A 23636-nucleotide genomic window follows, 5' to 3' on the forward strand; every position below is an offset into this window, starting at 1 on the left:
CTGATCGACCGGTGGACATGACCGACCTAAGTTTAATCCGAAATTTCAGCATCATAGCGCATATCGACCACGGCAAATCCACCTTGGCCGACCGCCTGATCCAGTTCACCGGTGGCCTGACCGACCGGGAGATGAGCGAGCAGGTGCTCGATAACATGGATATCGAGCGCGAGCGCGGGATCACCATCAAGGCGCAGACCGTCCGCCTGAACTATACGGCCAAGAACGGCGAAACCTATCAGCTCAACCTGATGGACACGCCGGGGCACGTCGATTTCGCCTATGAGGTGAGCCGCAGCCTCGCCGCCTGTGAGGGCGCGATCCTGGTGGTGGACGCGGCACAAGGAGTCGAGGCGCAGACCCTCGCCAATGTCTACCAGTCGATCGAGCATGACCACGAGATCGTGCCGATCATCAACAAGATCGATCTTCCCGCAGCAGAACCGGAGAAGGTAAAGGCCGAGATCGAGGACATCATCGGCATCGATGCTTCGGAAGCGGTGCTGACCAGCGCGAAATCCGGCATCGGCATCGAGGAAGTGCTCGAAGCCGTCGTCGCTCGCATTCCGCCGCCGGAAGGCGACCGCTCTGCGCCGCTGAAGGCGATGCTGGTCGACAGCTGGTATGACCCTTATCTGGGTGTAGTGATCCTGGTGCGGGTCGTAGCGGGCACGTTGACCAAGGGATTGCACGTCAAGTTCATGCAGGGCGGGACCGAACATCTGGTCGACCGCGTCGGCTGCATGAACCCCAAGATCGAACAATTATCGCAGCTGCAAGCCGGCGAGATCGGGTTCATCACGGCGCAGATCAAGGAAGTCGAACAGGCCCGTGTCGGCGATACGATCACGACGGTGAAGAACGGCGCGGACAAGGCGCTGCCCGGTTACAAGGAAGTGCAGCCGGTCGTGTTCTGCGGTCTTTTCCCCGTAGATGCGGCGGACTTCGAGAAGCTGCGCGAGAGCATAGGCAAATTGCGCCTCAACGATGCCAGCTTCAGCTTCGAAATGGAAAGCAGCGCTGCTCTGGGGTTCGGTTTCCGCGCCGGTTTCCTCGGGCTGCTGCACCTGGAAATCATTCAGGAACGCCTCACCCGCGAGTATGATCTCGACCTCATCACGACCGCGCCTTCCGTGGTCTATCGCATCCAGCTCGGCAAATCGAAGACGGACGACGCGCGCGAGATCGAACTGCATAATCCTTCCGATTACCCGGATCCGAACCGGATCGAAATGATCGAGGAGCCGTGGATCAAGGCGACGATCTACACGCCGGACGAGTATCTCGGCGCCATTCTGAAGCTGTGCCAGGACCGCCGCGGCATTCAGATCGATTTGACCTATGTCGGCGGGAGGGCGCAGGTTACCTATGAATTGCCGCTCAACGAGGTCGTCTTTGACTTTTATGACCGACTGAAGAGCATCAGTCGCGGCTATGCCAGCTTCGATTACGAACAGATCGGCCTGCGGGAAGGCGACCTCGTGAAGATGAGCATTCTCGTCAACAACGAACCGGTCGACGCGCTGAGCATGATCGTTCACCGCGATGTCGCCGAGGCGCGCGGACGGGGAATGTGCGAGCGGCTGAAGGATCTGATCCCGCGTCACCTGTTCAAGATACCGATCCAGGCGGCGATCGGCGGCAAGGTGATTGCGCGCGAAACCATCAGCGCCATGCGCAAGGACGTGACCGCGAAATGTTATGGCGGCGACATCAGCCGCAAGAAGAAGCTGCTGGAGAAGCAGAAGAAGGGTAAGGCGAAGATGCGCGAATATGGCAATGTCAGCATCCCGCAGGAAGCTTTTATTGCCGCGTTGCGCATGGGCGAGGAGTAGAACTCTCGCACCTTGGCTGAACCATCCGAAAAGGGGCGGCGCCGACACGGCACCGCCCCTTTTTCCTGCAACGGATCAGGGCCGCGTCTGACCCTGTCCATGCACAAGATATTTGAAGCTTGTCAGCTGCTCGAGACCGACCGGCCCGCGAGCATGCATCTTGCCGGTCGCAATGCCGATTTCCGCGCCCATTCCGAATTCTCCGCCATCGGAAAACTGGGTAGATGCATTGTGCATCACCACGGCGCTGTCGATTGCGGTCAGGAAGCGCCGCGCAGCTTCATTATTCTCGGTCAGGATTGCGTCGGTGTGGCCGGAGGAATGATGGTCGACGAAAGCGATACCTTCATCCAGACCGCCGACGATCTTGATAGAAGCGATGGGGTCGAGATATTCGGTGTCCCAATCGGCATCGTCGGCGGGCTTCAGCCGCGAATCGATGGCCACGGCCTCTGCATCGCCGCGTAGTTCACATTCCGGCATTGCTTCGGCGAGGCGCGGCACGACGTCCTTGGCCACTGCCCGGTCGATAACGATGCTCTCGGTCGCTCCGCACACGCCTGTTCGGCGCAGTTTTGCGTTACGAATGACGGTGATCGCTTTGTCCAGATCGGCATCTTCATGCACATAGCTGTGCACATTGCCGTCGAGGTGGAGCAGCGTCGGCACCTTGGCCTGATCGCGCACGAGTTCCACCAGGCCGCGGCCGCCCCGCGGGATGACCAGATCGACATAGTCGACCGCCCGCAGCAATTCGGCCACCGCCTCGCGCGAGGTCGTGCGGATGGTCTGAACAGCATCTTCCGGCAGTCCTGCCGCCTTTAGTCCGGCTTGCATGCAGGCGACGATCTCTCGCGTGGAATGCCGACTCTCGGAACCGCCCCTCAGGATGATCGCATTGCCGGATTTCAGGCAGAGCGCGCTGGCGTCGGCGCCGACATTCGGGCGCGATTCATAGATCATGCCGATCACGCCGATGGGGACGGCGACCCGTTCGATGTTCAGCCCGTTCGGCCTGTCGAACTCTGCCAGCACCCTGCCGACAGGGTCGGGAAGGTCGGCAATCTGGTCCAGCGCGTCGGCCATGCCGTTCACGCGGGTTTCGTCCAGCTTCAGCCGGTCGATATAGCTTTCGGGCTTCTTGCCCGCGACGCCGGCAACATCCTGCGCATTGGCTTCGAGGAGTGCGGGCATCGCCTTGCGCAGCGCGTTGGCGGCTTCGCGCAAGGCCTTGTTCTTGGCATCGGTCGAGGCTGTCAGCAACTGCTTCGATGCGGCGCGCGCCTTCTGTCCCAACTCGGCAACATGGGCGGCGGGGTCGATCTGATCGGTCATGTCGTTCATCGTCTGTCCTTCGTCTTTGTGTTGGCCGGTGCGCAGAGATTAGCGCAATTCCACGGCCCGGTCGTATGCGGCTTGCAGCGTGTCACCGAGCAGGCGCGACAATTCGCCGTCACCATCGCCATCGCCGTTCAGGGCCTGTAGCCCGGCATGCGTGGTGCCGTTCTTGCTGGTGACGGAATTTCGCAGCTCTTCCAGCGGCTGGTCGCTGCCCTTCGCCATGGCCACGGTCCCGGCCATCGTGCCGAGAACCATCTCGCGGGCATCCTTCTCTTCGAAACCCAGGTCCATGGCCGCAGCGACATAGGCGCGGGCGATCTCGAACACGTAGCCCGGCCCGGACCCGGCTACTGCCGTAACCCGGTCGAGCATATCCTCGCTATCCACGGTGACGGACGTGCCCGCGCGCTGCATCATTGCATCGGCATGGGCGACCTGTTCAGGTGTTGCATCGTCGCTGGCGCAAAGCCCCGCAACGCATTGCCCGATGGCGGCAGGCAGGTTTGGCATGACGCGGATTACGGGGCGATCCCCGGCGGCGTTCTTCAGGCGCTGGATCGACGCACCCGCCGCTATCGACATCACGTAGCCATCATCGGCGATGCTCTCGGCGTAGAGGGGCAGCACTTCGTCGATCTGCTGCGGCTTGATCGCGACGATGACGGTGTCGAAAGTCTCTCCATCCAGTTGCTCGCGGCCCGACACCAGGCGAACGCCTTCGGGCGCCGTTTCGAGAAAGGGATCGGCGATTGTGAAACTGTCGTCGCCGCGTGCCCAATGCCCGAGCAAAGCGCCCCCCATCTTTCCGCAGCCGATCAGCAGGATCTTTCGAAATTTGTTTGTGATGGCGTTACCCCTGTAATTGTTTTTCCTGTCGGCCGACCTGTTCGCGAAAGGCTCCTCGAGCATGATCGCGACCGAAGCCGTAAAGCCTGGATTTCCGGTCCTTCCAGCCAAACGCACGGGGCGTGGCGAAAGGTCCGGAACAGGCTGTGACAACCGCAGCAGCCTCGGCAAAACCCCGGTCTGGCGGTTGTGCGCTGCACCATATAAACCTAGATGACCGTTTCCCGATTGCAACCGCCCGCGCCAGATTACGCGCCAGAAAGGATTTCGCGTGCCGAACAAGAAGAAGCGTCTCGTCGTCAAGATCGGCTCAAGCCTGCTTGCCAATACCGAGCTGCTGACCCCCCGTTTCGGATTTCTGCAACGCCTGCTATCCGACATCGCGACGCTCAGGAACGATGGCTATGAGGTCATCATCTGCAGCTCGGGTTCGGTCGCGCTGGGTCTGAACATCGTGGGATCAACCCCAGAAGATGCGGGGCTTGCCGACAAGCAGGCCGCCGCCGCTTGCGGGATGCCCCTGCTGCTGAACGCCTACAAGCAGATCGCGCATGAATATGGCTATGACATCGCGCAGATCCTTCTGACGCTTGGCGATTTCGAGGACCATCGCCGTTTTCTGAACACCAAGAACACCATTCACCGCCTGTTGCGGTCAGAAATCGTGCCGATCGTGAACGAGAACGACACCATCACGACGGAAGAGATCCGCGTTGGCGACAACGACCGTCTGGCCGCCAAGATCGCGCAGATGGTCGAAGCGGACGATTTCGTGATCCTCACCGAAGTCGACGGACTTTACGATCGCCATCCTGACGAACCCGGCGCCAGGCTGGTGGAGGAAGTGTCGGATGTGAGCGAATATCTTGATGCCACGACGGGGAAAAGCACTCTCGGCACCGGCGGTATGCTGACGAAGCTGAAGGCTGCGAACATGGCCCAGAATGCGGGTTGCACCACCTATATCGCGAATGGCGAGGCGGAAAACCCGCTGGTTTCCATCATTCGCGGCACTCGCCGCTGCACCAGATGCACGGCTTTCGAAAATCCCGGTTCGGTCTGGACCACCTGGCTTGCAGATCGCCTGCAAATGGCAGGAAGCATCGTGATATCGGATGATGCGGCGAGCTCGCTGGGCGACGGGTCGGGCGTTCGGCGCCAGGACGTTCTTTCGCTCGATGGCGACTATACGCGCGGTGACGTGCTGCATATCTACGACCGTGAGGGGAAGGAACTTGCCCGCGGCCTGACCGAATATACTTCCGAAGAAGCCCGCACACTGATCAATAATCTGGATGTCGGAGCCGAACAGTTGCTCGGCTACAAGACGCATGCCGAACTGGTGCGTCCTGAAAACCTTGTATTGCTGGAAGAGAAGCATCTGACATGGCAGGCGCCCGAGGGGTTCATGAAGAACGAGGGCGGGCTTCCCTGAGCGGCAAATTTCGGGCGAGAGTCCGACGCAACTTCACTTTGCGTTCAGCGTGGGCAGGGCTATAGGCGGCGCATGCAGATCACATCGCGTTTCTCCTCCCGCCCGTTGTTCAGCCGTGTCGCCGCATTCCGTACGACGGCGGGGCGCACCGCGCTGAGCCTGGCAGCTGTTTCCCTGCTGCTCGGCGGGTGCAGTTCAGGTTCGGCGGAGCGCGATACGGCCTACGTCGCGCGTGACGTGGAAACGCTCTACAGCGAGGCCAAGCGCCGTCTCGATACTGGTAATGCTCCGCTCGCTGCCGCCCTGTTCGACGAGGTCGAGCGCCAGCATCCCTATTCGCCTTGGGCTCGCCGCGCACAGTTGATGAGCGCCTTCGCTTATTATTCCGGCCGCGATTACAACAAGGCGATCCAGAGTGCGCAGCGCTTCCTGTCGATCCATCCCGGCAACAAGGATGCGCCCTACGCCTATTACCTGATTGCTCTGTCCTACTACGAGCAGATCAGCGACGTGACCCGCGACCAGCGTGTGACGGATCAGGCGCGAACGGCGCTTCGCGAAGTCGATCGCCGTTTTCCGACGACGGAATACGCTGCCGACGCGCGTCTGAAGCTGGACCTTGTCGAGGATCATCTGGCGGGCAAGGAAATGGAAATCGGCCGCTATTACGAGCGGGCCGGTCGCTGGACAGCGGCGCAGATTCGCTTCCAGAACGTGATCGACAATTTTCAGACCACGAGCCATGCGCCGGAAGCGCTGTATCGCCTGACGGAGACCAGCCTCGCGCTCGGCATTCCGTCCGAAGCGAAGAAGTATGCCGCTGTGCTCGGTACTAATTACCCTGGCAATGAGTGGTACGAGAAGGCCTATGATCTTGTTCAGGACGAAGCGCCAAGCCTGATCGGCGGCTGACCGTCGGTCCATGCTCTCGCGCATCCTGACAGATGCCTCGACAACAAACGGTGACGCGCGCCTGAAGCTGCGCTAGACAGCGGCAGCGATGCTCACCCGGCTTTCCATCCGCAACATAGTCCTGATCGAGGCGCTCGACCTTGCCTTCACGCGTGGGTTGGGCGTGCTGACCGGCGAAACGGGTGCGGGCAAATCCATCCTGCTGGACGCGCTTGGTCTGGTCCTCGGCAACCGGGCAGAAACCGGCCTGGTGAGAGCAGGCGCGGAGAAGGCGAGCGTTACCGCCAGTTTCGATTTCGACATCTTGCCACCGGCAATCGCCTCCGTGCTGGAGGAGGCGGACATCGAGGTCGAGCCGGGCGAGCCGATCATCCTGCGGCGTCAATTGAAGGCGGATGGCGGCAGCAAGGCGTTCGTGAACGATCAGCCGGTCGGAGTCGCCCTGCTCCGCGACATGGCGGGCGCATTGGTGGAGCTGCATGGCCAGCATGACGACCGCGGCCTGGTCAACCCGCGCGGCCATCGCATCCTGCTTGACCGTTTTGCAGGTTCCGATGTCACGCATGTGGAGGCCGCTTATCGTCAATGGCGCGGCGCGCAGGCAGCGCTCGACGCCGCGCGGGCGGAAATGGATCAGGCCCGCGCCGATCAGGACCTTCTGCTCGCGCATCTGGAGGAATTGACCAGGCTGGAGCCGGTGGAGGGCGAAGAAGAGACGCTCGCCCTGCGCCGCGCCGACATGCAGAAGGGTGAGAAACTCTCCGGCGATCTGGAAGACTTGCGGCATCTCTGGGACGGCTCCGACTCGGCGCTCGCCACGATGCGTGGTGCCGCGCGGCGGCTGGACCGGATTGCTCCGGAACATGCTCTGCTCGCCGAAGCGCTCGCAGCGCTCGACCGGGCAGTGATCGAAGCGGGAGAGGCTGAGGAAAAGCTGTCGGCGGCGGCAGAGGCGCTGGAGTTCGAGCCGGCTGAACTGGACCGGATCGAGACAAGACTTTTCGAATTGCGCGCCCTGGCTCGGAAGCACGATTGCCAGGTAGACGATCTGCCCGCACAGATGCGCGAAATGCGGGCGAAGCTCGACGCCATCGAAAGCGGCGAGGCGGGGCTGGGCACGCTGGAGCAGGCGGCACATTCCGCTCATGAGGCTTATCGAGGCAAGGCCGCAAGGCTTCACGAGAAGCGCGTCGCGGCAGCCAGGCGGCTGGACAAGGCGGTGGCGGCGGAACTGGCCCCGCTGAAGCTCGACGCGGCTCGTTTCCGAACCGATGTTGCCGAACTGCCGCCCGGACGCTGGGGGCCGGATGGCATGGACACGGTGGAATTTCTGATTGCCACCAATCCCGGCGCCGATTTCGCGCCGCTCGGCAAGATTGCCAGCGGCGGTGAATTGTCGCGCTTCATTCTTGCCCTGAAGGTTGCTCTGGCGGAGCAGGGCGGGGCTGCGACGGTGATTTTTGACGAAATCGACCGCGGTGTCGGCGGTGCCGTGGCAAGCGCGATTGGCGAACGGCTGGCGCGGTTGGCATCCGGCGGGCAATTGCTGGCCGTCACCCACAGCCCGCAAGTGGCCGCGCGCGGGACAGAGCATTATTTCATCGCCAAATCCTCCTCCGGCACGGTGACGCGAACGTCCGTCGCTGCGCTGGACGCTGCGGGACGCAAGGAGGAGATCGCCCGGATGCTTTCCGGTGCGGAAATCACGACGGAAGCCCGGGCCCAGGCGGACCGGCTGCTCGAACGGGCATGAGTGAAATGGACGATCTGAGCGAAGCGGAGGCCGCCAACGAATTGATGCGGCTGGCGCGGCAGATCGCGCATCACAACCGGCTCTACCACGCCGAAGATGCGCCGGAGATCAGCGACCAGGAATATGATGCGCTGACCCGCCGAAACGAGGCGCTGGAGAAGGCTTTCCCGCATCTGGTCCGCACCGATTCGCCGTCGGTCGCGGTGGGCCATGATGTCGTCGCTTCGCCTCTCTCCAAGGTGCCGCATGAAGTGCGGATGATGAGCCTCGATAACGCCTTTTCCGACGAGGAAGTACTGGAATTCGTCGCAAGAGTGCGGCGGTTCCTCGCCCTCGATGAAGATGAACCGATTTCCTTCACGGCCGAGGACAAGATCGACGGTCTTTCCTGCTCGTTGCGCTATGAAAAAGGACGGCTGGTCATGGCTGCCACGCGCGGTGATGGACAGGTGGGTGAGAATGTCACGGCCAATGTCGCGTCTATCGCTGACATTCCCCAGCAGATCGAAGGTGATGTTCCCGATGTTTTCGAGGTTCGCGGCGAAGTTTACATGGAAACGGCCGCTTTTGCCGCGATGAATGAAGCGCAGCAGGCAGCGGGAGAGAAGATCTTCGCCAATCCGCGCAACGCTGCCGCCGGGTCGCTTCGGCAGAAGGATGCGGCGGTCACGGCGAAACGCCCCTTGCGTTTTTGGGCGCATGGCTGGGGTGCAGCGAGCGAGGTGCCTGCCGCAACGCAATATGCGACGATGCAGGCAATCAGGGATTGGGGTTTCCCGGTCTCGCCCGATCTTACCCTGTGCTCCGGGACGCAGGAGATGCTGGAGGCATTCGCGGGCATCGGTGAGCGCCGCGCCTCGCTCGGTTACGAGATCGACGGCGTCGTCTTCAAGGTCGACCGGCTGGACTGGCAGGAACGGCTCGGCTTCGTGGCAAAAGCCCCGCGTTGGGCGCTCGCCCGCAAATTCCCGGCTGAGCGCGCGGAGACGACGCTCGAGGCCATCGACATACAGGTCGGTCGCACGGGCAAGCTGACTCCGGTCGGCAGGCTAGCGCCAGTGCTGGTGGGCGGGGTTACGGTCACGAATGTGACTCTGCACAACAGGGACGAGATCGAGCGCCTCGGCGTACGGCCGGGTGACAGGGTGCAGGTGCAGCGGGCAGGCGATGTCATTCCGCAACTCGTCGCCAATCTCAGCCCCGATGCTGATCGCCGGGCGTTCGACTTCCCCGATCACTGCCCCGAATGCGGCAGCGAAGCCGTGGCTGAAGAAGGAGAGGTCGATGTTCGCTGCACCGGAGGACTCGTCTGTCCTGCCCAGCGCACGGAACGGCTGAAGCATTTCGTCAGCAGAGGCGCACTCGACATCGATGGCCTGGGCGAAAAGACAATAGACCAGTTCTTCGCCCTCGGATGGCTCGAGAGCCCGGCTGACATCTTCCGCCTGAAGGCTCGGCGCGCCGATATTCTCGCGCTCGAGGGCTGGCAGGACAAATCTGTGGACAGGCTGTTAACATCTGTGGAAGAACGCCGGCGGCCCGACGCGGCACGGCTCCTCTTCGGCCTCGGTATCCGTCATGTCGGCATCGTCACCGCGCGCGACCTGCTGCGGCATTTGCACACTTTGCCAGCACTGCGCGAAGCGGCGCAGAAGGCGCAGGCAGGAGATGAGGACGCGATCGCTGCCCTCACTGCAATCGACGGCGTCGGCCCGGTCGTGGTGAAGGCGCTGGGCGATTTTTTCCACGAAGATCACAATGTCGCCGTCTGGGACGACCTGCTGGACGAACTCGATCCGCCGCGTTTCGAGATCACCACCCTGGAAAGCGCCGTCTCGGGCAAGACCGTCGTTTTCACCGGCAAGCTGGAAACGATCAGCCGCGACGAGGCAAAGGCGCAGGCTGAGAAGCTGGGCGCGAAAGCGGCCGGGACCGTCAGCGCGAAAACCGATCTGGTGGTGGCCGGACCGGGCGCAGGGTCCAAGCTGAAGAAAGCGCAGGAACTCGGCATCGCCACGATGGAGGAGGCAGAGTGGGTCGCCATGGTGGCCGAAGCGAGCGGCAAGCCAAGCCCCTAGCGCGGCACCCACTTCATCACACCGCCTGCGAACGGCGTCCACAATCCCGTCCTGATCCCCGCAGCGGCCAAAGTGTCGCTGGTCCATTGATTGCAGCTGTTGGCGATGTGGTATGTGCCGGGCGCGTCGTAGAACACGTCGTAATCCGCATATCCGGGATGAACCACGCGCAGTGCATCGGGTCTCACCTGCATCTCGATGCGTCGGACCAGTTGCCGGTATTCTTCTTCGCTGATGCGCATGGAGCGGTTGTCAGGTCCTTGAGCAGGTCTGACGTAATGCGCCGCATGCAGCAGGCCTTCACCGCCCGTGAGTGCGTTGAACGCGGTCACAAGGCGCAGATCGGTCCATTGCGGAGTATTGAGGAAAACTTCACGCTCGCCCCAGCTGATGGACAGATGGGTATAAGGGCGGCCGGGCGTCTGTAGGTCGGAGGCAGGGAAATCCTCCCGCCAGTCCTTGTGACGGTTGACCAGCGGCATGACGATGGCCGTATGCACGCCGTTGGTTTCGACCATGATCTCGACGCCGCTTGTCGATTCTCGCCAGTCAGGATTGCGCGGAATGGAAGATCCGATCCATGCCGCCAGCAGGAACAGCATGATCGCGCCGACCACCGCCAAGGCGGCCCATCGCAGCCCCTTCAGCACCGCAATCAGGGCAGGTTGCGTTTTCGCAGCCACAGGATCGACCAATCACCTTTGACGAGACGCGCTGCCAGCCGGAACCCGGCACGGCGATAGGCCCTGCGCACCGTCATCTCCTGCGTCTGCAAAAGGCCCGCAAGCAGGACATTGCCGGAAGGCGCTGTTGCGTCGGCAATGTCGGGAGCAAGTTCGACCAGCGGACCGGCAAGAATATTTGCGATGACCAGATCATATGGCGCGCGGACCTGAAGGGCGGAATGGTCTAGGCCGGGAGCAGTCACCATCAACATCGCGCTTGCCCCTGAGCCAAGCGTGACGCCGTTCAGCGCCGCATTGTCGCGCACGACGCCCTCGCAAATCGGATCGATATCGCTGGCGGTGGAAAGGGCCCGTGACCACAGGGACATCGCCGCGAAACCGAGCAGACCGGTGCCGGTCCCGATGTCGATCAAATTGCGGGCGACAATGCCGTTCCGCTTCATTTGGTCGAGCATGGTGAGACAGCCTGCGGTCGTCTCGTGCTGCCCGGTGCCAAACGCCTGACTTGCGGGAATGATGAATTCGACAGCACCGGGCTGCTCGCTGGCAGGGTAATCGGGGGTCCGCACCACGAAACGGCCAGCGTGGATCGGCGGGGTCGCCTGCTGGCTGAGAGTCACCCAATCCTGATCCGCAATGGCTTCGCTGGTGATTTCAGGCGCCGCATCGTCGAACAGGTTCGCGATCAACGCCAGGTCTCCCCGACGCGGCTTGCGCGGCAGATAGGCTTCCAAGATCCATTCCTGCGGTGTATCCTCGGCGCGCTCGTGCCCGGAGAGTACGATTTCCGCGTCCCAATCTTCCAGGTCTTCATGCCGCAGCAGGGCGGCCTGAACCGCTCTCTTTTCAGCGTGAGCGACGATCTTCCAGCTCATGCCGCATCAACGAACATAGCTGGCGCCGTTCACATCCAGCGTTGCGCCGGTCATGCTGCCAGGCGCATCGAGCGCGCAATAGGTGATGATGCTGGCAACTTCCTCCGGTTCGGCCACGCGGCCAAGAGGAATGTCCGCCAAGAGGGCCGGTCCTCCCCTGCTTTCGAGGTAATCGCCGGCCATCGCCGTGTCCGTGAACCCCGGCGCTACGGCGAAGCTGGTAATGTTTTCGCTCGCATAGGCGCGGGCAATGGTCTTGTGCAGGGCGAGCATTCCGCCCTTGGAGGCCGCATAATGCCAATGCGAAGGCGAATCGCCGCGATGACCGGCCCGGCTTGCCACGTGGACGATGCGGCCAGCAATGCCGCGGTCCTGCCAGTGGCGGATCGCGAGTCGGCAGAGGCGGGCGCTGGCGGTAAGATTGATCCGCAGCGTTTCTTCCCAAGCATCCAGCCAGTCTGCGTCCGGCGCATCGATGGGGTTGGGGCGGAACAGTCCGGCGTTGCTGACCAGTACGTCCACTTGTCCTTCGGCTCGGGCGAGGGCGGTGGTCCAGAGATGGTCGGGCGCATCTGCCTTGGTGAAATCTGCCGCTACGGTTTGCTGATCTACCCGCGTCGTCGCATGGCCGATGACTGTGGCGCCGCGTGCCTCCAGCGCCTTGCGGCTGGCAGCACCGATCCCGCGGCTCGATCCGGTAAGAAGGATTGTTTTCATGTCGCGCACCATCGGGATTTTGACGTCTGATGTCGAGCATTCTCGGGGTAGAACGCTTGAAAGCTGCAGCTTGCCTCATATGTCCATTGCGCTAAGAGGCCCACAAGCGACGACTTCGCGCAAGCAATCGACAGGCAGGATTTCAACGATGGCAGGACGCCCGCTCTCCCCGCATCTTTCGATCTGGAAATGGGGCCCGCACATGCTGGTTTCCATCCTGCACAGGGCGACCGGCGACGGCATGGCCACAGTCGGGTTCGGCATTCTTCTTTGGTGGCTTGGTTCGCTCGCATCCGGTCCGCTTGCCTATGCGGATTTTCTTGCAATTATGGGATCGCCCATCGGCATCATAGTGCTGGTCCTGCTGTCATGGGCGTTCTTCAATCACATGTCGTCGGGCATCCGGCACTTCGTCCTCGATCTGGGTGCGGGTTATGAACTCGATACAAACCGCAGGTGGTCCGTCGCCACGCCGATCATAGGTGTCGCCCTCACGATCCTGTTCTGGATAGCGATCCTGCTGACCTGAAACGCGGCCGCATTGCGAACGATCTGACTTAAGGAAAAGATGATGGACAGGAATACTCCGCTCCAGAATGCCGGTGCCAAGGGCACGGCGATCGGCAATGTCCGCGGTCTCGGCGCCGCGCATGAAGGGGCGGGCCACTGGCTGCAACAACGCTTCACCGCCATCGGCAATCTGATGGCCGTGTCGTTCCTGCTGATCTCGTTCATCCTGCTGCCGGACTATTCCTATCTGACCGTCCACGCCTGGCTATCCGATCTGCTGCCAGCATTCGCCCTCGCTTTGCTGATCGTGTCCACCTTCTGGCACGCTCGGCTCGGTCTCTCCGTCCTGATCGAAGACTATGTCGATGATGCCGGCAACAAATTCGCAGCGAAGGCGCTGCTCAACATCGCTATCATCGCGGGTGCCGGTTTCGGCCTGTTCAGCATTGCCCGCATCGCGCTTGCAGGAACTCTCTAATGGCTAACCCGTCCCCCCAGACACCCGACACCACACCCAAGGATTTCAAGAACGGCGGCACCAATCAACCAGCCTATGCCATCGTGGATCACACCTATGACGTTGTCGTGGTCGGCGCTGGCGGTTCCGGTCTGCGTGCGACCATGGGCAGTGCCGAAGCCGGATTGAAGACAGCGAATATCTCGAAGGTTTTTCCCACCCGCTCCCATACCGTTGCGGCGCAGGGCGGTATTGCGGCGAGCCTTGGCAACAACACGCCGGATCACTGGTCGTGGCACATGTTCGACACGGTGAAGGGCTCCGACTGGCTAGGCGATCAGGACGCCATCGAATATCTTGTGCGCGAAGCCCCGCAGGCCGTTTACGAGCTTGAACATGCCGGTGTGCCGTTTTCGCGCAATGAGAATGGGACCATCTACCAGCGTCCCTTCGGCGGCCATATGCAGAATATGGGCGAAGGCCCGCCGGTGCAGCGCACCTGCGCCGCGGCCGACCGCACCGGCCACGCCATGCTGCATGCCCTGTATCAGCAGAGCCTGAAGTACGATGCCGACTTCTTCATCGAATATTTTGCCATCGACCTCATCATGGAGGACGGGCGTTGCCGTGGTGTCATCGCGCTTTGCATGGACGATGGGTCCATTCACCGTTTCCGCGCGCATTCGGTCGTGCTGGCAACCGGCGGCTACGGCCGCTGCTATTATACGGCGACGAGCGCCCATACCTGCACCGGCGACGGCGGCGGCATGGTCCTGCGCGCCGGTTTGCCGCTGCAGGACATGGAGTTCGTCCAGTTTCATCCGACCGGCATCTACGGCGCGGGCGTCCTCATTACCGAAGGCGCGCGCGGCGAGGGCGGTTATCTGACCAACTCCGAAGGCGAGCGTTTCATGGAACGCTATGCCCCGTCGGCCAAGGACCTCGCCAGCCGCGATGTCGTGTCGCGCTCCATGGCGCTGGAAATGCGTGAAGGGCGCGGCGTCGGGCCTGAAAACGACCACATCTATCTGCACCTCGATCACATCGATCCCAAGGTGCTTGCCGACCGGCTTCCGGGCATCACCGAAAGCGGCAAGATTTTCGCAGGTGTCGATCTGACGCGCCAGCCGCTGCCGGTGACGCCGACCGTGCATTACAACATGGGTGGTATCCCGACCAATTATCATGGCGAAGTCGTAACCATCGGCAAGGATGGTAACCCTGAAACGGTGGTCCCCGGCCTGTTCGCCGTGGGCGAGGCCGCCTGCGTGTCCGTGCATGGCGCCAACCGGCTAGGCTCCAATTCGCTGATCGATCTCGTTGTGTTCGGCCGTGCGACCGGTCACCGCCTCAAGGAACAGATCAAGCCGCATTCGTCGCATGATTCGCTGCGATCGGACAGCGCGGACATGGCGCTCGAGAGGCTCGACCACTTCCGTTTCAACAAGGGCGGAACGCCGACGGCTGCGATCCGCGCCGAAATGCAGAAGACGATGCAGCGCCACGCCGCCGTTTTCCGCGACAGCAAGCTCATGGCCGAAGGCGTGTCGCTGCTGCGCGATACGAACAAGAAGCTTGAGGATGTCAGCGTTGCGGACAAGTCGCTGATCTGGAATTCCGACCTTGTCGAAACGCTGGAACTCGACAATCTGATGTCGCAGGCGGTCGTGACCATGGCTTCGGCGGAAAATCGCAAGGAAAGCCGCGGCGCACATGCTCATGAGGACTTCCCTCAGCGCGATGACGCGAACTGGATGAAGCACACGGTTGCGTGGTTCGAAGGTTGGGGCGGCAAGGGCGGTGACGTGAAGATCGACTATCGCCCGGTGCATGAATATACGCTCACGGACGATATCGACTATATCAAACCCAAGAAGCGGGTTTACTGATCCGACCTTCGGGCGACAGACAGATGGGGCGGGAAGGGCAGATGCCTTTTCCGCCCCTCTTTTATGACCAATCCTGACGGCTCACTGACGCAGATCGGCGAAGGTGTCGCATTGATCTTCGTCACCGGTCTGCAATCCGACCCGCAGCCAGCGCATTCGCTGCTCGCTGGATCCGTGCGTGAAGCTTTCCGGATCGACCCGGCGTCCCGCGCCCCGCTGCAAGGTATCGTCGCCGATCGCGCTGGCGGCGGTAAGCCCTTCCTCCAGATCGCCCGGTTCGATCAGATTGCGATTACGTCCGGCCCATACGCCGGCGTAGCAATCGGCCTGCAGTTCCATTCGGACCTGCAGCTGGTTGGCAGCCTGTGGCTGCTGCGACTGAGCGCTGCGAATCTGGTCGGCGAGGCCGGTCAGGTTCTGAACATGATGACCATATTCGTGTGCCATGACGTAGTACCGCGCGAAATCGCCTCTCGCTCCCATTTCCCGGCTCAACTGGTCGTAAAAGGCCGTGTCGATATAGATGCCCTGGTCAGCCGGGCAATAGAACGGGCCCATTGCGCTCGACGCCCTGCCGCAGCCCGTGTTCTCGGTCCCTCCGCCGAGAAAGGTGAGGGTCGGTTGCGAGAAGGAAATGCCCGCCTGCTGGAATAAAGGTTGCCATGTTTCGTTCAGCGATCCCAGGGCATTGCAGCTTTCCACCGAATAGCTGTTGTCGTCGCAAATCTCCGCCGCGCTCTCGTTGCTGACCTGCCGCGCAGGCGGCGCAGTTTGCGTTCCTTCGACCATGCCGATGGTCTGCATCGGGTCGAGGCCGAACACGACTGCACCGATCAAGGCGATCACCAGCGTTCCGCAGCCGATCTTGCCGCCTCCGCCACCGGGAAAGCGGCCTCCGCCGCCGCGCCTGACGTTTACACTGCCGGGATTGAACGGATTTAGCCTCATGATTTCCCCCTGTCCGCCCTGTTTCGCTTAGGCCGGGCAGCGCCATTTGCATTTTTTTCACCGAAGGAACATAGCAAGGCAATGCGGCGTTCCTTAGCCGTTCAAGTCCGAACCTTCTGGAGTGCCATATGTTCCTTTCCGGGCGCACCGCCCTCGTCACCGGTTCCACCTCGGGCATCGGCCTCGCTATCGCGCGCGCCCTTCACAAGGAGGGTGCGATAGTCGTCCTGAACGGCTTCGGGGATGAGGCCTCTATCGCTACCCTGTGCGACGAGATGGACGCACGGCACATCGACGCCGACCTGATGACCTGCGAGGGAGCGGAAAGCCTGATGGAACAGGCAGGCGAAATCGACATCCTCGTCAACAATGCAGGCATGCAGCATGTCGCACCCGTGGAGGATTTTGCCCCGGCGAAATGGGACGCGATCATCGCGCTCAATCTCACGGCGGCGTTTCACACGACACGGCTCGCAATTCCGCACATGAAGCGGGAAAACTGGGGCAGGATCATCAACACGGCCAGCGCACATTCCCTGGCGGCATCGCCATTCAAGAGCGCCTATGTCGCCGCCAAGCACGGGCTTGCCGGGCTGACGAAGACGGTTGCTCTGGAAGTGGCGCAGTCCGGCGTGACGGTGAATTGCATCAGTCCCGGCTACGTCTGGACGCCGCTGGTGGAGGGGCAGATACCCGACACGATGAAAAGTCGCGGGCTCAGCAGAGATGAAGTCATCAACGATGTGCTGCTCGCCAAGCAGCCGACCAAGCGTTTCGTGCAGCCTGAAGAGGTTGGCGCACTGGCGGCCTTCCTGTGCCGGGAAGAAGCGGGCAACATTACAGGATCGAACTACAGCATCGATGGCGGGTGGACCGCTGAATAGGCATTTCACCAGAATTCCGGCCAGCCGATCAGCTGTTCGCCTGCTGACTGCGGGAGCGCTTGCGGCTGCTCTCGGCGCCTGCACCGCCGCGCCGGATCGTACAGGGCGAATGACGCCAGCTTCGCAGACTGCGTCAGCGGAAAGCAAGGATGAAGCAGCCCTTGCGCGGCATATCGGCACACTTGCCAGCGATGCTTTCGAAGGGCGCAGGCCCGGCACACCGGGCGAGGCGAAGACCCTGAGTTATCTTGCCCGAGAGTGGCAGTCCATCGGGTTGAGATCCGGAACGAACGATCCGGCGAATCCGTGGTTCGCACCCGTCAGGCTCAACCTTGCGAAACCTGAGGTCAGCACGGCGAATTTCCGCCGTAACAGGCGCTATGTCGAGGTTTGCGAGGACGAGGTCCGCATTTTTACCAGCGGCCTTCGCGGTCTCACCAGCGATGCGCGCGTCCTGTTTGTAGGGCAGACGGCGGAGTTTCCGGCAGGCGCGCTGGCCGGCAGGGTGGCCGTGATGCTGGCCGACCATGCTGGCAGCCTTGAACAGCGCCAGGCGCTGTTCGATGGCGGAGCCGTCGCCGTGCTGTCGGTAGTGGCCGACAAACCTGCTCTCGCTCAGATTGCCGAGATGCGGAACGAAGGCGCATACCGGCTGGATGGAGAAGGCGAGGACCGACTGGACGGTTTCGTCTCGGCAGGAGCCATGGCACGGATTGTGGGCCCTGAAAGGTGGCGGCGCTGGCAATCGGCTGCCAAGTCCCCCGGTTTCAGGCCGCAGCAAACCGGAGCGACAGTGACGCTGGAGGCCGTGTCTGCCCCGGCTGATGTACTTACACATAATCTGATAGCTCGCCTGCCTGGCAAGGATCCTGAAAAAGGCGCGGTTCTGGTGCTCGCCCATTGGGACCATTTCGGCATATGCGCGCCGCAGTCGCCGACCGACCAGATCTGCAACGGCGCCATAGACAATGCCAGCGGCCTTGCTGTGCTGACGGAACTCGCACGCAAGCTTGCCAGCGGGCCACCGCTGGAACGAGACGTGTATTTTCTTGCCACCACGGCCGAGGAATGGGGCTTGCTCGGCGCCCGCGCCTTTTTGCGCGACCCGCCGGTACCGCTCGACACCATCGTCGCGGCATTCAATCTGGATACGGTGGCAGGTGCGCCGCGCGATGCGCCTGTTGCAGTGATTGGCAAGGGCATGACTCCGCTCGACGATGTAATCGCGAGCCTGATCGTCAAAGCTGGGCGTCAGCCGGGCAATGATGATTTTGCCAGCGAATACCTCAAGAGGCAGGATGGCTGGGCGTTGCTGCAGGGCGGCGTTCCGGCTGTCATGGTGACCAGCGCTTTCGGGGACAGTGCCGTCCTGCGCGACTATATCGATCAGCATTACCACAGCCCGTCCGATGAGGCGGAAGGCCTGGAACTTGGCGGCGCGGCGCAGGATCTGCTGCTGCACGAAGCCTTGGTCCGCCATTTCGCAGATCCGGATCAATGGCCAGTGGCGACAGGAGACTGACCGGTCCGCGTCGCAGGCGATTGCCCCCTAGCGATATGCAGGCTGCACGGTTAAGGGACGGGCACGAATCCCCCAGATACGCGCAGACAGAAAGCGGCACCATGGATATCCCGATCGGCCTTACCTTTGACGACGTTCTGCTGCGTCCGGCCGAAAGCGACATCCTGCCCAGCATGGCGGATACCAGCACCTTCCTGACGCGCGAGATCGCCCTCAACATTCCCATCGCCTCCGCAGCGATGGACACGGTGACGGAAGCCGACATGGCGATCGTGATGGCGCAGATGGGCGGCATCGGCGTCTTGCACCGCAATCTGGAAATCGAGGAGCAATGCGCGGCCGTGCGCGCGGTGAAGCGGTTCGAAAGCGGCATGGTCGTCAACCCCATCACCATCGGCCCCGATGCCACGCTGGGCGAGGCGCAAGCCATCATGGCGCAGCACCGCATCAGCGGCATTCCGGTTGTCGATCGCGGCGGGCGGCTTGCGGGCATCCTGACCAATCGCGATGTCCGCTTTGCCGACAATCCCCACCAGCCGGTACGCGAATTGATGACGAGCGAAAATCTCGCCACGGTCCCGCTCGGCACCGGGCAGGAAGAAGCGCGCCGCCTGTTGCACCAGCGCCGTATCGAGAAGCTGATCGTGGTGGATCAGGATTACCGCTGCATCGGCCTCATCACGGTGAAGGACATCGAGAAGGCGGTCACCTATCCGCGCGCGACCAAGGACGCGACGGGCCGCCTGCGCGTGGCTGCGGCGACGACGGTTGGCGAGAAGGGCCTGGAACGCACGCGAGCGCTGATCGAGGCTGAGGTGGACGTTGTCATCATCGACACTGCGCATGGCCATAATCGGGACGTCGCCCGCGCGGTGGAAGCGGCCAAGAAGCTCTCCAATTCTGTACAGATCGTCGCCGGTAACGTTGCAACCGCTGAAGCGACGCGTTCGCTGATCGACGCAGGTGCCGACGCAGTGAAGGTCGGGATCGGGCCGGGTTCCATCTGCACCACGCGCGTCGTCGCCGGCGTTGGTGTGCCGCAATTGACGGCCATCATGGACAGCGCGAAGGAAGCGGCGAAATTCGGTGTTCCGATCATTGCTGACGGTGGTCTCCGGACCAGCGGCGATGCCGCCAAGGCGCTTGCCGCCGGTGCGTCATGCGTCATGATCGGGTCAATTCTGGCCGGGACCGAGGAAGCGCCGGGCGAGACCTTTTTGTACCAAGGGCGCAGCTACAAGAGCTATCGCGGTATGGGCAGTGTCGGCGCGATGGCACGGGGCAGCGCCGACCGCTATTTCCAGCAGGACGTTTCGCAGCTGAAACTGGTGCCGGAAGGGATCGAAGGCCAGGTGCCTTACAAGGGGCCTGCGAAGGATGTCGTTCATCAGCTGGTCGGCGGGGTGAAAGCAGCGATGGGCTATACCGGTTCCGCGACGTTGAAGGACCTTCGCGAGCGGGCGCAATTCGTTCGGATCACGGGGGCGGGCCTGTCCGAAAGCCATGTGCACGACGTTGCGATCACGCGTGAGGCACCGAATTATCCGACGCGCTGACAGCCTTGCAGGGGTGCAGTCGTGAGGCCTGCCGCGCGGGTGCAGGCCGCGATAGAGTTGCTCGACATGATCGTGGACGCGGCCCGGAACAACGGCGCGCCGGCGGATCGCATCATCGCGGACTATTTCCGCGCCCGTCGCTATGCCGGATCGAAGGACCGCCGGGCTGTGCGCGAACTGGTCTATCGCGCCATTCGGGCGTGCGGACCGGTTCCGCGTACCGGGCGTGCGGCCATGCTGCGCCTCGCTGCGATTGACGAGGCCGTGACCGAGCTGTTCGACGGTTCGCCGCACGGCCCGCCCCCCATCGGCAAGCGCGAGGTTCCGGCAGATGGCGGCATTGGGCCCGAATGGCTGCGCGAATGGCTGGAACTCTCAGGCGTTGCGGGGCAGGAAGCAACCTCGCTGCTGGACCGCGCACCGCTGGATCTGCGCGTGAATTCACTCAAGGCGGAGCCGGACGCGCTCGATCTGCCGGCCGCGGCCGAGCGGTTGAACCTGCCAGCCGCGCTGCGCCTGCCGGCAGGCACGTCGGTCGAACAATGGGACGCCTACCGCGAGGGCCTCATTGAAATTCAGGATCACGGCAGCCAGATCGCCTGCTCCGCCATGCAGGCAGCGCCGGGCGAGCACATAGTCGATTTGTGTGCAGGCGCGGGCGGCAAGACCCTGGCGCTGGCTGCCGCGATGCAGAACCGTGGCATGCTGATCGCGAGCGACACCGACCTCGGTCGCCTCTCCCGCCTTCTGCCCCGTGCAGAGCGGGCAGGTGCGGGTATGGTGGAGACCCTGCTGCTCGACCCCGGCAAGGAGCGCGAAGCACTTGGCGCGCATCTCGGCAAGGCCGACGGCGTGTTGGTCGATGCGCCTTGCTCCGGCACCGGTACCTGGCGGCGGAACCCCGAAGCGCGCTGGCGCATCGACCGCGAACAATTGCTGGCCTTTGCCGATACGCAGGACAGGCTTCTGGAAATCGCTGCAGATCTGGTCCGGCCGGGCGGGCGGATTACCTACATCACCTGTTCGCTGCTGGACATTGAAGGATCCGACCGTGTTGCAGCGTTCCTCGGCAGGCATCAGGACTGGACGATTGCCCGGCCGGAACTGCCTCTTGGCCGCATGCATGGTGGCGGCACACGGCTGACGCCATATCATGACGGGACGGACGGATTTTTCATCGCATGTCTATGTTCGCCATGTTAGCTTTGTCCCAATGGCCTCACCCAACTCCCCCGCGCCATCAGACCTGAAGGACAAGCTCATGCGTTACGCCCCGATTGCCGCTGCCCTGTCGCTGCTGATCGCGGTGAATGCGAGCGTCGGGCAAGGGGCCGAGCCCGAGGCCGATCCGCGCGCAGCCGTGCTTATCGCCGAAGGGCGCGCCGCGCTGGAAGCCGGCGAGCCGCAGGAAGCCGTGGACGCGTTCGAAGCGGCCTTCGCCGTGGACCCGGCCTATACACCGATCCTGCTGGATCTTGCCTATGCGGCGAGGCGTCAGGAATTGCAGGGCAAGGCCATACGATATTACCGCGAGGTTCAGGCTCGCGATCCCCGGAATTTCGCTGCAATTGCGGGCGAGGGCGAGGCATTGATCGAGAAGGGCGCGATAGAGAAGGCGCGCAGCAATCTGGCACGGCTGGAATCGCATTGCGGGGCAAACTGTCCCGAAACCCTGGCGCTGGCGGAGCGGCTCGAGACAGGGGCGCAGCCGCGCATGGTCACGGCAGAGAGCCTGCTGCCCGATCCCATCATCATTCAGAACTGAGTCGCTGCCTTCATCGTCCGGGCAGAATGCTCAAACAATGTCGCGGAATGCTTCGAGGACGCTGCGATACACCCGCTTCTTGAAAGGGATGATCATCTCGGGCAGCTGTTCGGGGTCGAGCCACTGCCATTCGCAGAACTCGGGGTGTTCGTGCGCGTTGAGGTCGATGTCGCTGTCCTCGCCGGTGAATCGCGCCAGGTACCAGGTCTGACGCTGCCCACGGTAGCGACCTCCCCAAAGTTTGCCCTGCAATTCTTCGGGCAGATCATAGGCTATGTCTTCATCCATCTTGCGCAGGATGGTGACCTTGTCGGGAGTAACTCCGGTTTCCTCGTGCAATTCGCGCAACGCGGCCTCTTTCAGATCTTCCCCTTCGTCGACGCCGCCCTGCGGCATCTGCCACCAGTCACCTTCACGATTGTCGATGCGGCGGCCGACGAAGGCGCGGCCATCGGCATTGACCAGCATGACGCCGACGCACGGGCGGTAACCGAGTTCGCTCATCTTGCGTGCCGCTCCAGCATCAGTTTCATCGCCGCGAAGATCGCCTGCATGTCGTCATGCGCGCTCGGCATTGCCTTGCGAAGATTGACGAACCCATGAATGTTCCCGCGCATTTCCAGATAGATAACGTCCACGCCGGATTGGATCAATGCGCAGGCATAGTTCCGCCCCGAATCGCGCAATGGGTCGAGGCTGGCGGTCGCCACGATCGTCGGGGGAGTCGGGGCGTGATCGGCCAGTATCGGCGTGTTGCGGCGATCGCCCTCTGCCGGAGCGTAGCACCGTGTGAAAAACTGCATGGCATCGCGGGTGAGCAGATAGCCTTCGCCGAAATCGGCAAAGGATTGCGTGACGCTGATATCGTCCGCCAGCGGATAGATCGGCACCTGCATCACCACTGGCGCCGCCGCCGGTTGCTCGAGCAGGGATTGCGTCGTCACAATGGCGAGGTTTCCGCCGGCACTGTCGCCCATGGGGATCAGCCCCGAGACCTGCAATTGCAGCTCGGACGGGCTATCCGCCACCCAGCGCGTCGCAGCCTCACAATCGTCAGGCGCTGCGGGAAAGGGGTTTTCTGGCGCAAGCCGGTAATCGACCGAGACGACCGGCAGTTCCAGTTCAGCGGCGATCTGCGTGCAGAGCCGGTGATGAGTCTCGATATCGCCAATGACGAAACCGCCGCCGTGATAGAACATGATGACCGGGCAAGGGCCGGACCGATCCGCCACCGCATCGTAAAGGCGAAGCGGAATGTCACCGGCAGGTCCGGGGCACGACAGGTCGCGAATGACAGGAAGGTCGCGCGCGTCCCGCTCGGCAATATGCTGCGTCGCCATCATGGAGGCGCGCGCTTCCTCGAGGCTCATCTCCGACAAAGGCGGGCGCCCGGCAGCCTCGAGAAACTGGAGAAAAGCGCGCACATCCTCGCGGACAAAGACTTGTTCATCGGACATTCGCGCGTGCACTCCCATGGTTAAGGGCGGCAAGCTAGAGGGTGCGGGTGATCTTTGTCACTCGACATTTTGCAAGGGGCCGAGAAAAACTTCATTGCGGCGCAGGGTGGCCGTGCATAGGTGCGATGCCTAAGTATGCATTCGCATTATTGATGGCGCTGCCGAACAAG

At 62.4% G+C, this 23636-nt stretch carries 21 protein-coding genes; 13 read left to right on the top strand and 8 right to left on the bottom strand.

What is annotated here, in order from left to right; translation table 11 throughout:
- Positions 1–17: 17 nt before the first annotated feature.
- Positions 18–1835: a translation elongation factor 4 gene (gene lepA / locus G7A66_RS08080; protein ID WP_174295170.1), complete on the top strand. Its 1818-nt coding sequence runs from the start codon at positions 18–20 to the stop codon at positions 1833–1835.
- A 75-nt stretch (positions 1836–1910) separates the two neighbouring features.
- Here lepA and G7A66_RS08085 read toward each other — a convergent pair whose 3' ends face one another.
- Both G7A66_RS08085 and G7A66_RS08090 read right to left on the bottom strand, forming a co-directional pair.
- Positions 1911–3179: a glutamate-5-semialdehyde dehydrogenase gene (locus G7A66_RS08085; RefSeq protein ID WP_174295171.1), complete on the bottom strand. Its 1269-nt coding sequence runs from the start codon at positions 3177–3179 to the stop codon at positions 1911–1913.
- 39 nt (positions 3180–3218) lie between these two features.
- Entirely contained in the window at positions 3219–4403 is a 1185-nt protein-coding gene (locus G7A66_RS08090; protein ID WP_332310519.1) for a pyrroline-5-carboxylate reductase family protein, read from the bottom strand.
- On the opposite strand from G7A66_RS08090, the gene proB reads away from it, so the two are divergent.
- From proB to ligA, 4 genes are all read left to right on the top strand, one after another.
- Entirely contained in the window at positions 4294–5457 is a 1164-nt protein-coding gene (gene proB, locus G7A66_RS08095) for a glutamate 5-kinase (RefSeq protein WP_174295172.1), read from the top strand. The two genes, G7A66_RS08090 and proB, sit on opposite strands and share 110 nt — an antisense overlap.
- A gap of 72 nt (positions 5458–5529) precedes the next feature.
- Positions 5530–6369: an outer membrane protein assembly factor BamD gene (locus G7A66_RS08100; protein WP_174295173.1), complete on the top strand. Its 840-nt coding sequence runs from the start codon at positions 5530–5532 to the stop codon at positions 6367–6369.
- Between the two features lie 88 nt (positions 6370–6457).
- Complete coding sequence (gene recN, locus G7A66_RS08105; protein ID WP_174295174.1) at positions 6458–8122, top strand: DNA repair protein RecN; 1665 nt, start codon at positions 6458–6460, stop codon at positions 8120–8122.
- Positions 8119–10200 carry an NAD-dependent DNA ligase LigA gene (gene ligA, locus G7A66_RS08110; RefSeq protein WP_174295175.1) on the top strand — a complete coding sequence of 694 codons (2082 nt, stop codon included), beginning with the start codon at positions 8119–8121 and terminating at the stop codon, positions 10198–10200. The genes recN and ligA overlap by 4 nt, the downstream gene beginning before the upstream one ends.
- Here ligA and G7A66_RS08115 read toward each other — a convergent pair.
- From G7A66_RS08115 to G7A66_RS08125, 3 genes are read right to left on the bottom strand one after another with little or no spacing between them, the layout of a single operon-like run.
- On the bottom strand, positions 10197–10883 hold the full coding sequence (locus G7A66_RS08115) for a TIGR02117 family protein (RefSeq protein WP_332310520.1): 687 nt from the start codon (positions 10881–10883) through the stop codon (positions 10197–10199). The genes ligA and G7A66_RS08115 overlap by 4 nt on opposite strands.
- On the bottom strand, positions 10856–11761 hold the full coding sequence (locus tag G7A66_RS08120) for a 50S ribosomal protein L11 methyltransferase (RefSeq protein ID WP_174295176.1): 906 nt from the start codon (positions 11759–11761) through the stop codon (positions 10856–10858). Before G7A66_RS08120 ends, G7A66_RS08115 begins: the two co-directional genes overlap by 28 nt.
- A 6-nt stretch (positions 11762–11767) precedes the next feature.
- Positions 11768–12478: an SDR family NAD(P)-dependent oxidoreductase gene (locus tag G7A66_RS08125; RefSeq protein ID WP_174295177.1), complete on the bottom strand. Its 711-nt coding sequence runs from the start codon at positions 12476–12478 to the stop codon at positions 11768–11770.
- Positions 12479–12626: 148 nt separating this feature from the next.
- Between G7A66_RS08125 and sdhC the strand changes: the two genes are divergently transcribed.
- From sdhC to sdhA, 3 genes are read left to right on the top strand one after another with little or no spacing between them, the layout of a single operon-like run.
- The gene (gene sdhC / locus G7A66_RS08130; RefSeq protein ID WP_174295178.1) at positions 12627–13007 is read left to right on the top strand and encodes a succinate dehydrogenase, cytochrome b556 subunit; all 381 of its coding nucleotides are present in this window, start codon (positions 12627–12629) and stop codon (positions 13005–13007) included.
- Positions 13008–13049: 42 nt separating this feature from the next.
- Positions 13050–13466: a succinate dehydrogenase, hydrophobic membrane anchor protein gene (gene sdhD / locus G7A66_RS08135; protein ID WP_174295179.1), complete on the top strand. Its 417-nt coding sequence runs from the start codon at positions 13050–13052 to the stop codon at positions 13464–13466.
- Complete coding sequence (sdhA, locus tag G7A66_RS08140) at positions 13466–15334, top strand: succinate dehydrogenase flavoprotein subunit (protein WP_174295180.1); 1869 nt, start codon at positions 13466–13468, stop codon at positions 15332–15334. The genes sdhD and sdhA overlap by 1 nt, the downstream gene beginning before the upstream one ends.
- An 81-nt stretch (positions 15335–15415) precedes the next feature.
- On the opposite strand, the gene ypfJ is transcribed toward sdhA, so the two are convergent.
- Entirely contained in the window at positions 15416–16282 is an 867-nt protein-coding gene (gene ypfJ, locus G7A66_RS08145; RefSeq protein WP_174295181.1) for a KPN_02809 family neutral zinc metallopeptidase, read from the bottom strand.
- Between the two features lie 128 nt (positions 16283–16410).
- Here ypfJ and G7A66_RS08150 point away from each other — a divergent pair, with 128 nt between their 5' ends.
- The 5 genes from G7A66_RS08150 to G7A66_RS08170 all read left to right on the top strand — a co-directional run bounded on the left by G7A66_RS08150 (position 16411) and on the right by G7A66_RS08170 (position 22009).
- Entirely contained in the window at positions 16411–17166 is a 756-nt protein-coding gene (locus G7A66_RS08150; RefSeq protein WP_174295182.1) for a 3-hydroxybutyrate dehydrogenase, read from the top strand.
- Between the two features lie 109 nt (positions 17167–17275).
- Positions 17276–18688 (top strand): M28 family metallopeptidase, encoded by a 1413-nt coding sequence (locus G7A66_RS08155; protein WP_174295183.1) that lies wholly within the window; start codon positions 17276–17278, stop codon positions 18686–18688.
- A 101-nt stretch (positions 18689–18789) separates the two neighbouring features.
- Positions 18790–20244, top strand: a complete 1455-nt coding sequence (gene guaB / locus G7A66_RS08160; RefSeq protein WP_174295184.1) for an IMP dehydrogenase — start codon at positions 18790–18792, stop codon at positions 20242–20244.
- A 21-nt stretch (positions 20245–20265) separates the two neighbouring features.
- On the top strand, positions 20266–21447 hold the full coding sequence (locus G7A66_RS08165) for an RsmB/NOP family class I SAM-dependent RNA methyltransferase (protein ID WP_174295185.1): 1182 nt from the start codon (positions 20266–20268) through the stop codon (positions 21445–21447).
- A 58-nt stretch (positions 21448–21505) separates the two neighbouring features.
- Positions 21506–22009 (top strand): hypothetical protein, encoded by a 504-nt coding sequence (locus tag G7A66_RS08170; protein ID WP_232366748.1) that lies wholly within the window; start codon positions 21506–21508, stop codon positions 22007–22009.
- 30 nt (positions 22010–22039) lie between these two features.
- Here the strand turns inward: G7A66_RS08170 and G7A66_RS08175 are convergent, their stop codons facing one another.
- Both G7A66_RS08175 and G7A66_RS08180 read right to left on the bottom strand, forming a co-directional pair.
- Positions 22040–22513 (bottom strand): RNA pyrophosphohydrolase, encoded by a 474-nt coding sequence (locus G7A66_RS08175; protein ID WP_174295187.1) that lies wholly within the window; start codon positions 22511–22513, stop codon positions 22040–22042.
- Positions 22510–23466 (bottom strand): alpha/beta hydrolase, encoded by a 957-nt coding sequence (locus G7A66_RS08180; protein WP_174295188.1) that lies wholly within the window; start codon positions 23464–23466, stop codon positions 22510–22512. The genes G7A66_RS08175 and G7A66_RS08180 overlap by 4 nt, the downstream gene beginning before the upstream one ends.
- Positions 23467–23636 lie beyond the last annotated feature (170 nt).

Origin of the sequence: Alteripontixanthobacter muriae (genome assembly GCF_013336795.1) — a bacterium.
Lineage (GTDB): Bacteria > Pseudomonadota > Alphaproteobacteria > Sphingomonadales > Sphingomonadaceae > Pseudopontixanthobacter > Pseudopontixanthobacter muriae.